Origin of the sequence: Mucilaginibacter sp. SG538B (assembly GCF_013376065.1) — a bacterium.
Classification (GTDB): domain Bacteria; phylum Bacteroidota; class Bacteroidia; order Sphingobacteriales; family Sphingobacteriaceae; genus Mucilaginibacter; species Mucilaginibacter rubeus.
The window spans coordinates 1816901-1829915 of record NZ_JABMJI010000001.1; the positions used below are offsets into that span (position 1 = coordinate 1816901).

General features: G+C 45.8%; 13 protein-coding genes. 6 read left to right on the plus strand and 7 right to left on the minus strand.

Annotated features, from left to right (window positions below):
• Positions 1-30: 30 nt before the first annotated feature.
• Both FHW88_RS07375 and FHW88_RS07380 read left to right on the plus strand, forming a co-directional pair.
• The gene (locus FHW88_RS07375; protein WP_176624276.1) at positions 31-1962 is read left to right on the plus strand and encodes a tetratricopeptide repeat-containing sensor histidine kinase; all 1932 of its coding nucleotides are present in this window, start codon (positions 31-33) and stop codon (positions 1960-1962) included.
• 126 nt (positions 1963-2088) lie between these two features.
• Positions 2089-2463: a PleD family two-component system response regulator gene (locus FHW88_RS07380; RefSeq protein WP_176624278.1), complete on the plus strand. Its 375-nt coding sequence runs from the start codon at positions 2089-2091 to the stop codon at positions 2461-2463.
• A gap of 72 nt (positions 2464-2535) precedes the next feature.
• Here FHW88_RS07380 and FHW88_RS07385 read toward each other — a convergent pair whose 3' ends face one another.
• Entirely contained in the window at positions 2536-3945 is a 1410-nt protein-coding gene (locus FHW88_RS07385; RefSeq protein ID WP_176624280.1) for an MmgE/PrpD family protein, read from the minus strand.
• 10 nt (positions 3946-3955) lie between these two features.
• Complete coding sequence (locus FHW88_RS07390) at positions 3956-4126, minus strand: hypothetical protein (RefSeq protein WP_176624282.1); 171 nt, start codon at positions 4124-4126, stop codon at positions 3956-3958.
• Between the two features lie 106 nt (positions 4127-4232).
• On the opposite strand from FHW88_RS07390, the gene FHW88_RS07395 reads away from it, so the two are divergent.
• From FHW88_RS07395 to FHW88_RS07410, 4 genes are all read left to right on the plus strand, one after another.
• Entirely contained in the window at positions 4233-6431 is a 2199-nt protein-coding gene (locus FHW88_RS07395; protein ID WP_176624284.1) for a hypothetical protein, read from the plus strand.
• A 1-nt stretch (position 6432) separates the two neighbouring features.
• Positions 6433-6900, plus strand: coding sequence for a low affinity iron permease family protein (locus FHW88_RS07400; RefSeq protein ID WP_176624286.1), 468 nt, complete (start codon positions 6433-6435; stop codon positions 6898-6900).
• Positions 6901-7069: 169 nt separating this feature from the next.
• Positions 7070-7558 carry a DUF421 domain-containing protein gene (locus FHW88_RS07405; RefSeq protein WP_112655007.1) on the plus strand — a complete coding sequence of 163 codons (489 nt, stop codon included), beginning with the start codon at positions 7070-7072 and terminating at the stop codon, positions 7556-7558.
• Positions 7559-7563: 5 nt separating this feature from the next.
• The gene (locus FHW88_RS07410) at positions 7564-8289 is read left to right on the plus strand and encodes a DUF72 domain-containing protein (RefSeq protein WP_176624288.1); all 726 of its coding nucleotides are present in this window, start codon (positions 7564-7566) and stop codon (positions 8287-8289) included.
• A 53-nt stretch (positions 8290-8342) separates the two neighbouring features.
• Here FHW88_RS07410 and FHW88_RS30135 read toward each other — a convergent pair whose 3' ends face one another.
• From FHW88_RS30135 to FHW88_RS07440, 5 genes are all read right to left on the minus strand, one after another.
• Positions 8343-9401 (minus strand): DUF892 family protein, encoded by a 1059-nt coding sequence (locus FHW88_RS30135; protein WP_255485217.1) that lies wholly within the window; start codon positions 9399-9401, stop codon positions 8343-8345.
• Positions 9402-9483: 82 nt separating this feature from the next.
• Positions 9484-10536, minus strand: coding sequence for a glycoside hydrolase family 130 protein (locus FHW88_RS07425; protein WP_176624290.1), 1053 nt, complete (start codon positions 10534-10536; stop codon positions 9484-9486).
• Positions 10533-10904, minus strand: coding sequence for an STAS/SEC14 domain-containing protein (locus FHW88_RS07430; RefSeq protein ID WP_090525118.1), 372 nt, complete (start codon positions 10902-10904; stop codon positions 10533-10535). Before FHW88_RS07430 ends, FHW88_RS07425 begins: the two co-directional genes overlap by 4 nt.
• Entirely contained in the window at positions 10888-11352 is a 465-nt protein-coding gene (locus FHW88_RS07435) for a hypothetical protein (RefSeq protein WP_176624292.1), read from the minus strand. Before FHW88_RS07435 ends, FHW88_RS07430 begins: the two co-directional genes overlap by 17 nt.
• Positions 11342-12865: an FAD-dependent oxidoreductase gene (locus FHW88_RS07440; RefSeq protein WP_255485218.1), complete on the minus strand. Its 1524-nt coding sequence runs from the start codon at positions 12863-12865 to the stop codon at positions 11342-11344. Before FHW88_RS07440 ends, FHW88_RS07435 begins: the two co-directional genes overlap by 11 nt.
• Between the last annotated feature and the right edge of the window lie 150 nt (positions 12866-13015).

Here is a 13015-nt window from a genome sequence, read left to right on the forward strand (position 1 = left end):
AAACTTCGTTTATATACGCTGTGTATTATCATGCATGGTATCCTGGCTTGTATTGGAAATATAATTATCAGTACTTCTGCATGTCGTGCCCAAACCAATAACATAAATACGCAAATAAAAAATCTCGATAAAGCAAAGCACGACACCGACCGGGTAAAGATCTATTACTCTATTTCAAGGTTGTATTGGAGCAGGAATGCCGACAGCGCGCTGCTGATGGCACAAAAATCCCTTGATCTTGCAAAAAAAATCCATTATGAAAAAGGTATTGCACTGGCATATCTCGCAGAAGGGGTAGCCTTCGGGTACAAAGGAAGATGGCCCGAAGCTCTTAACAGTCATTTACAGTGCCTGCGCATTAGTGAAAAACTGGGCATGGAAGGGTTAAGCGGAAATGAGTATAATAATATCGCCGGCCTGTACACCTCAATGGAAGATTATTCGAAAGCGCTTTATTACAGTCAGAAGGCTTATAAGATAGCTATGAAGCAAAACGACCCCGCGCATGAAGGAACGTTTAGCCCGTTGGTGAATATTGGCGAGATATTTAAGAAAAAAGGATTGTCAGACTCGGCAATTGCTTATAACTTAAAGGCTTTGGTTATAGCAAAAAAGGTAAAGGACCCGGTTTTTACTGCCGCCGCAATGTACAATATTGCCGAAAATTATATTACGAAGAAAGAATACCGGCTTGCCGAGGGTTATTTAAATAAGGCGCTTGATATTGCGCAAAATGCAGGCGACGACGAAGATGTTGCTTACTGCCATACCGGCCTGGCACTTACATCTTATTATACAGGTAAATACAATTCGAGTATGCTGTATGCACAAAAAGGGCTTGACGAAAGCAGGAGATCAGGTATTGTTGAACTCATTCAAACCGCCTATAACGTATTATACTTAACTCATCAGAAAATGGGTAATTACGAACAGGCCCTATATTACCGGAACCTTGAAGTTGCTTTGAACGATAGCTTGAAAACCGAACAAAGACTGAAAACTATCAGGAATATGCAGTCTGCTTACGAGCTGGAAAAAAAGGAACGGCAAATTGATTTGCTAAATAAAAATAAAATTATAGGTCAAAAAGAGCTGGAAAAAGTAAGTCTGAAGCGGGATATTTTAACTGCGGGCACCATACTTTTAGTATTGCTCGCTTTTATCCTGCTCAGAAATTACATGCAAAAAAAGAAGCTCAGTGAGCAACTGGCTCTGCAAAATAAAAACATATCTGAGCAAAATCTTCACCTCGAAGAACTTGTACACGTAAAGGACCGCCTGTTTTCAATTATCGGGCACGATTTAAGGGGACCGATCCATACCATCAGTCATATGATGGATATAGTAAAGGAAAAAAGCCTGTCGGAAGAAGAAAGCGATTATTGGATTGAAAAAATAGATGAGACCCTGATAATAACCTCAAGCTTAGTGGAAAACCTGCTATACTGGGCAAAAAGTCAGTTGGACGGAATCCAGCCCAATCCTGCCGGTTTTGATGTGCGAAAGTTAATTGATCAAAATGTTATGCTGCTGAAACAGCGGGCCGCTGAAAAGAAAGTGGTAGTAACAAGTGAGGAGATAGCTGAGCCCGTGATGGTATTCGGAGATGAAACTATGATTGATATTGTGATCAAGAACTTATTGGAGAATGCCGTAAAGTTTTCAAAAGCGGGTGATCATGTTACCGTAACCGCGGAAAAAAGCGAGGCCTTTGCGATACTGAAGGTTCGGGACAACGGGAAAGGTATTCCCGAAGAAGCGCAATCAAAAATATTTAACAAGTATACCTCATATACCACTTTTGGCACAGCCAGTGAAAAGGGGAGCGGTCTGGGGTTGTTATTATGTAAAGAGCTTGTGGAAAGAAACAATGGCACCATATGGTTTGAAAGTAAGGCCGGGATCGGAAGTACGTTCTATTTTACCGTGCCGATAGAAAACGAAGAGTTGGTGGCTGTTTAAAGCTGTTTTAAACAGGCCAGACGATGGGATGTTTACTTATTCTTCAATCATCCTCCGATATCAGGGCATGATGTTTGTGCAAAAAGAGCTATGTTAATATGTTAAAACGTAGCTTTTAGAACTATAATGATTGCCTCTTATCAGAAAAGAGTCCTGGTTGTTGATGATGATAAGGACATTCGTGAATTAATGCACCTGATCCTGGAAATGGAGGGATATGCGGTGACCGAACTGGATAACGGTCATGGCGTCCTTGAAGCGATACAGACCTTACGACCAGATGTTGTGTTGCTGGATGTTATGCTGGGCGATATGGATGGCCGCGATATTTGTAAACATTTGAAAAATGATCCGGGTATGCAGGATATACCTATAATCATTGTTTCGGCAAGTCACGGGTTGCATACGATGCACGAGAAACAATGCGGGGCCAATGATTATCTGGCTAAGCCTTTTGATGTGAATGAACTTGTTAATCATGTGCGTCATTTTGCCGCTTGATCGGTGCCATGCGGTAAATCTCCGGCTGTGCCATGGCCCTGCAGTTACCATAGCGGCTCAAATAATTCTTTTTTATATAGCAGCCAGCAGGTTAATTAAGGTTGAAATTTCGGGGAGGTTTTCGAGGTTACGAACGATGCCGATCAGTTGCTCCTGCATCTCTGCGGAAATAATATTGTTGCTCAGCCGCCGAAATTTTTCAATCGTATCATTCCATGTAAACGGACGGGTAAAAAAGCCATGGTAATCTTCCTGTTCCCTGGTTAGGGTTTGGCCGTTTTTCATGCTGATCTCCACCTTGGTTTTCATTTTATCGGGATATGCAACGGTATAAGGATCAAGGATACCGGCAACTACCAGCGGTTGATGCAGTGGGAAACCCGTACTTACTTTCACTTTCTTTAGCAATTGCTGTACATCGTTATTTTTAATTCTTTCCGGCTCATATTGTTCGGGATAAACTTCGCCATCGAGCAGGAGCACTGCGGCAGCATAAAATAAACTGTGATCAGCCTGTTCCTTTGTTTCCACAATTTGCCGGTTGCCGTAAGCACCGGATCCTATGATGTGATAGGCAGTTAAAAATGTGGTAAGTTCGACGCTTTCAATCTCTTCCGGATTAACCTGCTGCTGTTTGCGCAGCTGGTCAAGGGTTTCCAGTGTGGCTTGCGCATGTACTTCTACATTATATTTCTTCAGTACGCAGCGTGGTAGCAGTTCAAAGGTCTCACTATCCCAGTCATAATCCAGCTTCATGCCAAACACATCATCAAAGCCCTTAGGGCCTTCAAAAATGGCCACCGGGCCGGTCATCCCTTCTCGGGCCAGGAAACAGATGTTAACGCAGTTCAGCGCATCCAGGGAAGATGCAAACCCTTTCCACTCATAGGTATATGATGCCCGGCTGCTTACCATCGGGCTTATTGAAGTGCCGGTAATGCCCAGTGCATGAGCTGTTTGTTCTTCAGTCAGGTTTAACAGGCGGGCAATTCCGGCTGTCATCGAGTAGCCTAAAAGCAAGGTATGGTCGATACCTTCTTTCATGACCGGGATTTCCAGTACGAGGCGGCATTCTATCTGGTAAGCCACGGCCATAGCAGCAAGGAAATCCTTACCTGATACCGGCCCAAACTGTGCTACCGCCAGCAGCGGCCCAATATTATCACTGGGATGGCAGGTAGCTTCTTTGCCCATAAAATTATCCATAAAATCCGGATAACGGATAAGCGCTGTATACAATTGTGCCGCCCGGTCGTAGGGTAAGTTTTCAATAAGCGGCACTTTGCATTTGCCGCCTTCGCCCATAACCTGCAATTGCCTCAATAATTTTTGGATGGCACGTTTGTTACCGGCGTGGATCAGCGACCCCAAAGCGTCAAGCAGATGGCGTTTCAGTTGTTCGACGGAGGCTTCACCGATGTCATCATAGCGGGCATTAAGCGCGAAACGGGCGATCTTGAAATTCTGCAGCTCTTTTTCCATGATTTACCTGTTAATTGCTGCGGCCGCGAAACAATGAGATAACCCAGATGATGACCGCGATAACGACGATTACCGCGAAAATGCCCACGGCAGCACCGGCTTTAAAAATACCGACAATGGCATCACAGCTGCTCAATAACAGGCAAAGGCTTAAGAATAGTGGTGTAATTAACTTTTTCATAGACTGATAGTTTTATAATTAAAACTTAAAACAGCAAGCGATGTTTTAATTATCATTTAAAAGATATTTTTCAGCGATTTTTTTAATTGTTAATCGATTTAAACCTATGAACGCATCACCCTGGCTCAGGAATACCAAAGCCGCCCTGCATTTGCCTGACCTTATTCCGGTATATAAAACCACAGCAGGCAGTTATGATTTTAAAATATATGACCTTGGGGACAGCTGCTGGCTGGTGGCCGGATGGCCAAATAGCAGCCAGATTGCTTTCCGGTTGGCCTATTCACCAAACGACCGGTTACAGATCACACTAAAAGAAAGGAAAAACGACGTGCGATTGAAGATTGGCTCGTTACTGGGCGACTACGAAGTTGTTTTGACGCTACCCACAGAAAACCGGCCCGTACTTCATTACACCACCAGGTTAACGCCTGCCTCCACCTTATTGTTCCCTTACTGGCCGCGCGACATTGTACCGCTTGGCTCCGGGGGAAGTGAAAGCATGGCAGAAGGAGAAATACATACCAGGCAGGTGGGTACACGTTCGGGACAGCTCTATTTTAGCATGAACCGGCCAAAAGCGGGTTCAGTATTATACCTGCAAAACCTAACCGCGTTGGCCGGTTACAACCAGCAAACCGAAACCTCCGCGGCGGACAGTGTAGGCGGTGAATGGCCTGAAATTGGCTTTGCCCTGCCGCCCACCATTAAAAATAAACCGCTGGCAGCAGGTAAAAGCTATACTTTGAGTGATGCCTTTATTGTTTTTTCGGAAGAAGTGCCTGCTGATGAGGCGGCTATGGTTCGGCAATATCTCAACCTGCTGGCTGAAGTTTACCTGGCTTTACCCAAACCGGCAACGAATTATATCCATTGGCCCGACATACTTGGCAAAGGACTAAAGGACCTGATAGACAGCCCGGGCTGCTGGGTACAACTTGATGGTCATCATTATTTTAACGCCTATGTATCAGACTATGTCACTCCTCCCGAAATCATGGTGCAACTGGCGGTACTGCTTCCTTTACTTGATTATGTGGAATGGAGCGGCGCGGAACTGGAAGTAATGAAAAAAGTTAAAGCCGGCTTGCCATCATTCTATAGTGAAAAATACGGCACCATAATGCGCTGGCACCCAAAAGCAGCCGATACGTTGGAAGGTGAGGAGGAGCAAAAACAACCGCTGGTTATGGATTCCTGGTACCTGCACCACCCTTTGTTAAACCTGTCTCGCCTTGCGCTGAAAGGCGATAAGGTTGCCAGCAAACTCTTTTTAGATTCTTTGGAATTTTCGATACGGGTGGCGCATCATTTTAATTACAAATGGCCGGTTTTTTATAAAGTAGATACCCTTGAGGTAGTGAAAGCCGAAACGCAGCCAGGCAAAGGAGGTGAAAAGGATGTGCCCGGTTTATATGCCCATGTCATGCTGCAGGCCTGGGAGCTTACGGGCGAAAAACGCTATTTAACCGAAGCGGAAAAAGCCGCTATGCATTTGCGCGGCCAGGGTTTCGACCTGTTCTACCAGGCCAACAATACCGCCTTTTCAGCTGGTGCAATGCTGCGCTTATATAAAATCACCAGAAAAGAAATTTACCGCGAGCTTAGTTACCTGTGCCTGGCCGGTGTGTTTAACAACGTGAAGCTGTGGGACTGTGATTATGGCTATGGAAAAAACTTTCCGACATTTTTTGCATTGTTCCCGCTTAATGATGCTCCTTATACGGCAGTATACGAAGAGCAGGAAGTGTTCTGCGCGCTGCATGACTACCTCCGCCACGCCCAGGATATTGAGATTTTACCATCAGTACGCCTCCTGATAACCGAATATGTCCGTTACCTTGTAGACCGAGCCGCTTATTATTACCCAACAATGCTTCCAAAAGAAATGCTCCAGGAAAAGCCCAAAATAGGAGAGGTTGATCCGAACCTGTGGATCGCGCTTGAGGATTTACACGACGGCTGGGAAAAATCAGGGCAGGTAGGTCAGGAAGTATATGGGGCAGGCAACGCTTTCGGTATCTTGCCGCGCCACTATATCCGTATACCTGATCAGCCTTTCATGGTCTTCACTGATTATCCTGTTTACCGATTTACCACCAGGAAGCAAGATTATCTTCATGTCCGCATGGCGGGCGATAATCGCATCGACTGCCGCCTGATGGTGGTTAAGAGTGGTCCTGGCAAATTACCAGGGGTAGAAGTGCGTGTTAATCAGAAGCCTATCGACGGAAAAAAAATCAAAGGCGGCCACTTTGAATATTTAATACCCGGCAATGCCGAAATCACTATTAGCTGGAAATAACATGAAAAAGAAAATCAATTACTTTGAGCGGTTCTCTAACTGGGCTACCGCGGCAACCGGCAGTTCGGCCGCTTTTATTATAGCCGCGTCCACCATAGTGATATGGGCTGTTACCGGGCCGGTATTTCACTACTCGGAAACCTGGCAACTTATTATAAACACCGGCACAACCATCATTACTTTTTTAATGGTCTTCCTTATCCAGAAGGCGCAGAATAAGGATTCGAAAGCCGTCCATTTAAAACTGAATGAATTGCTGGCTTCTCATGAAGGTACCAGTAACAGGATGGTTAATATTGAGGACCTGAGTGAAGAGGAGCTGGATCACCTGTACAAATTTTATATCCGTTTGTCCGAACTGGCGCAAAAAGAAAGTGACCTTACCAAAACACATTCTATTGATGCCGCGCGGGTAAATCAACAAAATAAATCAAAACGTTATATCAGGAATAATAAGAATTCAGGGTAACCTAATGCCTGGAACCGGCTCATTAATTATTGAGATTATGATAAGTAAAATAAGATTTTTGATCATCATTGGGTTTGTTGCAGCGGGCATTTGGCTGGCGGTAAGGTATCGTTCGGCCCAAAACGTCAAGCCCGTAGTTGTTTGCAGCGGACCTTTAAAAAATTGAGTTATGGAAAAGTTATTGATCACTGTTTTTGGAGAGGGGAAGGACCTGAATGCGCTGCAAATGAGTAGCCGCGGCGTTGTTATCTTTTTTATCGCGCTTATGCTGATCCGCATTTCAGGACGTCGCTCTTTTGGGTTACGTACCCCGCTTGATAATATCGTCAGTATTTCGCTTGGGGCTGTTATGAGCAGGGCGGTGGTTGGTGCCTCGGCTTTTGTGCCGGTTATTGTTTGCTGCTTTGTGATCGTTCTGCTACACCGGCTGCTAGGCTGGCTTATTGCACGTAACAGTCCTTTAGTTAGTTGGGTAGAAGGGGAGAAGATCCCGCTTTTTCGTGGCGGCCGGTTTGATGAAGAGCGGATGAAACGGGCACTGGTTTGCCGTGAAGATGTCATGCAGGGTGTACGCAAATCTGCACTTACTGAAGATTTAGAAAAGATAGACAAGGTGTATATGGAACGGAATGGCGATATCAGCGCCATTAAAAAATGATATGTATGGATTGGCATATAGGATGTTCAGGGTTTTACTATCGTCACTGGAAAAATACTTTTTACCCGGAAGGGTTGGCGCAAAAACGCTGGTTTGAGTTTTACGCCGGGCAATTCCGTACCCTGGAATTAAATGTGACCTTTTACCGTTTTCCGCAATTATCTATGTTGCGTACCTGGTATGAAAAAGCGCCGGCTGAGTTTCGCTTCGCGGTGAAAGCCCCCAAGGCTATTACCCATTTTAAGCAGTTTCACGGAACCGTGGATATGATCACGAGTTTTTATGATACCATTCGCGATGGTTTACAGGAAAAGTTAGGGCCTGTATTGTTCCAGTTCCCGCCGCGTTTTCATTATGATGAAGAACGTTTGGCACGCGTGTTGGCGCAATTGGATCCCAGCTTTAGTAATGTATTGGAATTCAGGCACCCGGGCTGGTGGCAGGAAGATGTTTATTCACGGCTTAGGGAGCGTGGTGTTTCTTTTTGCGGTATGAGCCATCCCGAACTGCCGGATGAGCCTGTTGTAACCGGCCCTGTGGTATATTATCGTTTTCACGGTGTGCCGGATGTATACCGCTCATCTTATAGTGATGCTCAATTACGGAAATTTGCCGATGGGATTAATTCAAAACCGGAAGTCCGGGAAGCATGGTGTTATTTTAACAATGACGCGGCAGTGGCAGCTATTCCCAACGCAAAGTCCCTGCTGCAATTTTCGGTTAAGCACTAAAATAAAAGGTTAATAAATAGGGCGGCGAAAGCCGCCCTAACAATCGGTTTGTTTTATTCTGTTTCCGCTGCTGCGGCTTCATTTACATAGTTTTCAGCTACCTGGGTTAACAGTGCATCGGCATTTTTCTCCTCGGCCAGGGTTTCCTCAAGCAGGCTTTGCGCTTCGCTATAGCCTAATGTACCGGCCAGCGTGCGCAAGGTGCCGTATGACGCGATTTCATAATGCTCCACTTTCTGTGCCGCTGAAATGATCGCTACGTCGCGTACTTCGGTACCTTTGTCGGTATCTGACAGCAATTCTGTTGCTTCATTCAGCAAACCTTCCATGGCCAGGCATTTTTTAGCCGAAGCTTTCTCACCAATAGACTCGAATACGCTTTCCAGTCGCGTTACATGGTTTTTGGTTTCTTCCAGGTGGGTGGTGATGGTTTGCTTCAGATCTTCTGAGGTAGCTCCCTTGATCAATTTGGGCAGGGCGGTGGCCAAATGCTTCTCGGCCCAATAAAGGTCCTTGATCTCGTCGATGAATAGTTCTTTCAGCGCACTCTCGACTTCCGGACTGCGACTGGCCGCTGCTGCGGTCTTTTTGTTGTTTTTTGTTGCCATAGTAGATATATGTTGATGATAATTAAATTGAGTTAGCCCCCTGATCAGCATCTCCGCGGTAGCCTGGATGGTTTGCTGAATAATTTCTTCGCATGATCCCTGAAATACTTTTCGAAAACTGAGGTGCCTGTCATGGATCAGCGCATATACAAACATAGTTCCAACCGGTTTTTCCGGGGTTTCGCTGCCACCGGGTGTAGTGAGCCCGGTAACGGTTACCTGTATGTCGGATGGGATAAGATGTGCCAGGCGGTATGCCATTTCCCTCGTCACCTCCATCGACTCTGGTGTAAACTGATCAATCAATCCCTTCGGTACTCCTAACAGGGATACTTTGAGATCGGCATCATAGCAGGCGATCCCGCCCTTGAGCACCTGGCCGGATTCGTCGGTAAGTGCAAATTCCGAACAAAGCCAGCCGGCCGTAGCGCTTTCGGCAAAAGCAATGGTCATCCCCTGTTGAGCTATCAGTTTACTACATTCTTTAATCTTATTTTCTGCCATGATTAATTGGTCCAGGCCTGTCGATTACAGACTCTATAAAAACCTCCGGAAATACGGTTTTGTTTTGTTGTAATTTATTATTTTAATAATAAATTAAAGTTTGGAGAATGGCACCGATAAAGAAATGTGCGCCGCAAACAAACTCATCGGCTGCTCCATAATAGATGGTTAAACGGTCGCCATCGACAATATGGCCGTTAGTGAAAACAACATAACCGAAAAACCCGCTAAGCTCATAAGCCTCGGTTGGCACCATAATCGGGTCACCACTTCGGGCGATAACCTTTGATGGATTGTTAATATCCATTAAAAAAGCTCCAAGACAATAACGGTGTTCAGCATTTGCTCCATGATATATCTCCAGCCAGCCATGTTCCGTACGGATAGGTGCCGCGCCCGCGCCAACGCGACCGCTGTCCCACATTCCGGGCCGGGTTTTTATCAGGCATTGGTGATTGCCCCATTGCCGGCTGTCTGATGACTCTGCCAGCCAGATATAATTGCCGCCGATCTCTTTGCTGCTTGGCCGGTGTAAACAGTAATATTTTCCGCCGATCTTTTCCTCAAAAATTGCGCAATCCTTATTATGCGGAGGCAGGATCATTCCGCCGCTTTCAAAGTGCTGCCAATTGGTGGTTGTTAGCAGGCCTACACCTACGCCGCTGTCAGATACAGCGGTATAGGTGAGGTAATAAGTGTCATTTATCTGCGCAACCCGGCAATCCTCTATACCAAAACGTTCCAGGTATCCCTTTCCGAATAAGGGCGGATAGCCTTCCTGTTCAGTAAAACAGATCCCATCGTCACTGGCCAGTAAACGTAAATGCGAAACTGTAGTGAGATAATCCAACCCCTTGTAACTAATGACCCGGGCATCGGTAGCGATAAGGTCGGGGTCGTTAAGCGGTACCTTGATGATCTCGGTATTGCCCAGAGCATCAAGGGCAGGGAAAAATAAAACTCCTTCCTCCTGCATAACCCCTTCGGCTACCCTTACAATAAGCCAGGTTTTACCGCCATACCTAAAAACGCCGGGATTAAGCAGGCTGATGATTTGTAAACCCTCGCGGCTGGGAGCAAGATCTTTTGGCAGCAGCAAAGGGTTTTCGGGAAAGCGTTGTGCCAGGTCTTTCATATTTCTTCCCCGCTAACCCAGGCTTTGGCCTCTTCCAATTGATCGGGTGAAAAACCGCGCGACTTGCCCGGTATCATAAACCGGAAGAGGTCCGTAAACCATTCCACACCTTTCTGGTAGGTTACTACCGCAATGCGGTGCCAGTTTGTAAAGTTCGTTAGCCCAAGTTTGAGGTCGTCCCACCAGGCCGCCAGCGTGAAATTCTCCACGCCTGTTCCCAATACCAGCAAATAGTTAATTTCACCCTGGCGGTTTTTCAGCTCCTGTATCTTGGGTATCAGTATGGTCTCCATATCGTTGCGGGTTACTTCGCCGCTGGCATAAATCCCTACCACGTGCTGCGGGAGATTATTAATTATTTGTAGCATAGCTTGTTGTTTTTTGTGAGATGTGATAACCAATGCCGGCAAAAACTGCGAACACAATATGTGCTGGTATCAGTTGCAGATAGTATTTTTTAAAGTTGAGGGATGGGGGCAACGGGTGCATTTTAAAGGTCGTTTTCCAAACAGCTACAGCTAACAGCCCGCTTAGGCCACCCAACCAAAGATTTGTTTTAAGGTCAGGTTTTAATTTACCGCGGTGCCATAGTTCTACATAAACGAGCGTAAACAGCAGGCCTACGCCGTAATGCCCCAGCCAGCCTAACGCCTGGCTTTGCTGTTTATCTAATTTAGGGATCAGACGGCCGGTTAGCTGCCCCAGTCGCTCCGGTTCGCTAAAGTTTTCGCCATCGGCCAGCGAGACAAGATAGCTGAACAGCGTCATGAAGGTAGTGCCGGTGACTCCCGAAATTAAAATTTCTTTAGTTTTCATCATCGCTTATCCTGGTAAGGCCTTTGGTTGCGGGTCCGGTTAATACATTGCCATCAATATCGTAGCGTGCACCATGACAAGGGCAGTCCCAACTCTTTTCTTCGCTGTTCCAGCTAACAATGCAGGCGGCGTGAGTGCAAACGGGACTTAAGGCATGTATGGTGCCGTCGTCATCGCGGTAAGCGGCGATTTTGTTTCCGTCTACTTCAACCACTTTGCCGGTGCCAGGCTTTAACCTGTTCAGCGAATCGGTACTTTTAATATTCAGGCGATCAGCCACAAAGTGGTAGGCTACATCGGCGTTTTCTTTTACAAATTCGCTAAACCCGTCTATCGGTTTTATTCTGCCCGGATTAAACAGTTTTTCATATTTGCTGCCTTTGCCGCTTACCAGGTCGGCAAGGATTTGGGCGGCAACACTTCCAAGCATCATGCCGTTGCCATTATAACCGGTTGCGCAGTAAATACCATTGGCCGCTAAAGGCATGCGGCCGATATAAGGAAGGCCATCTACGGGTACATAATACTGGCTTGACCACCGGTATTTCACCGATGATACATTATAATACTTACGTGCATATTTTTCAAGGTCGTCAAAAGCTTTCTCCGGCTCTTCGTGCCCTGTCTTATGATCCAACCCGCCAATCAACAATAATTCCTGTCCGTCTATTACATGTGTCCGCACATAATGATATGGTTCCTGGCAGTCATAAATTAGTCCGTCAGGATATTTTCCGCTATGGAGTTTAACGGCCAATACGTAACTGCGGTAAGGTGCGCATTCGAAATTGAGTACATTGATATTCGGCGGCATGTGGGTGGCATAGATTACATTTTTTGCACGAATCTTATTTTCACCGGCCTGCACATTATGTATTTCATCTTCAGTGACTATTTTTTCAACAAGCGTATTTTCTAATAAGGTGCCGCCGGCTTCCAAATAAGCTTTTAGTAATCCTTTTAAATATTTTATGGGATGAAATTGTGCCTGGCCATCGAAAGCCAAAGCTTTTTGAAAAGGAATAGGTGTCGGTACTTCGTCAGTATATTTTACAGGAACGCCAACTTTGGTAGCACCCTGGTATATGTCATCCAGCATTTTCACTTCATCTTCATTTTCGGCATACAGGTAACCGGTTTTCGGTTCATAATCGCACTTGATGCCATAGATATCGACATTGGTCTTAATCAGTTCGAACCCCTCATTGATCGCGTCTGCAAAACCCTGTGCGCCTTCCTCGCCAAAAGCACTTTCAGCTTCGCTGTAAGTAGTATCAGCAAAAGTATTGATATGCGCGCTGGTGCCGCCGGTTGTGCCAAAACCGGTATTATGCGCTTCTGTAATAATCGTAACTTTACCTGCTTTTTGTAACAGCAGAGCCGTCGTCATACCGGTAATTCCTGCGCCAACAATGAGGCAATCATATATTTTATCTTCGGGCCTAACCCTGGCTGCCGGGCTGCTGAGAGACTGCCAGGGGCTATTCCTGGTACCATCTCGTTTAAGGTTCATAAATGTCATTGCATAGATTTTGTACCATTAAATACAGTGTAAATGCGTAATGGTTTCTTTCGAAGAATATTTTTAATTATTTAATTAAATTACAGGAGGAGAGGGGAGTTGAGATAATCAACTTTTTCGCGGTGACGTGCTGTTAGGGGA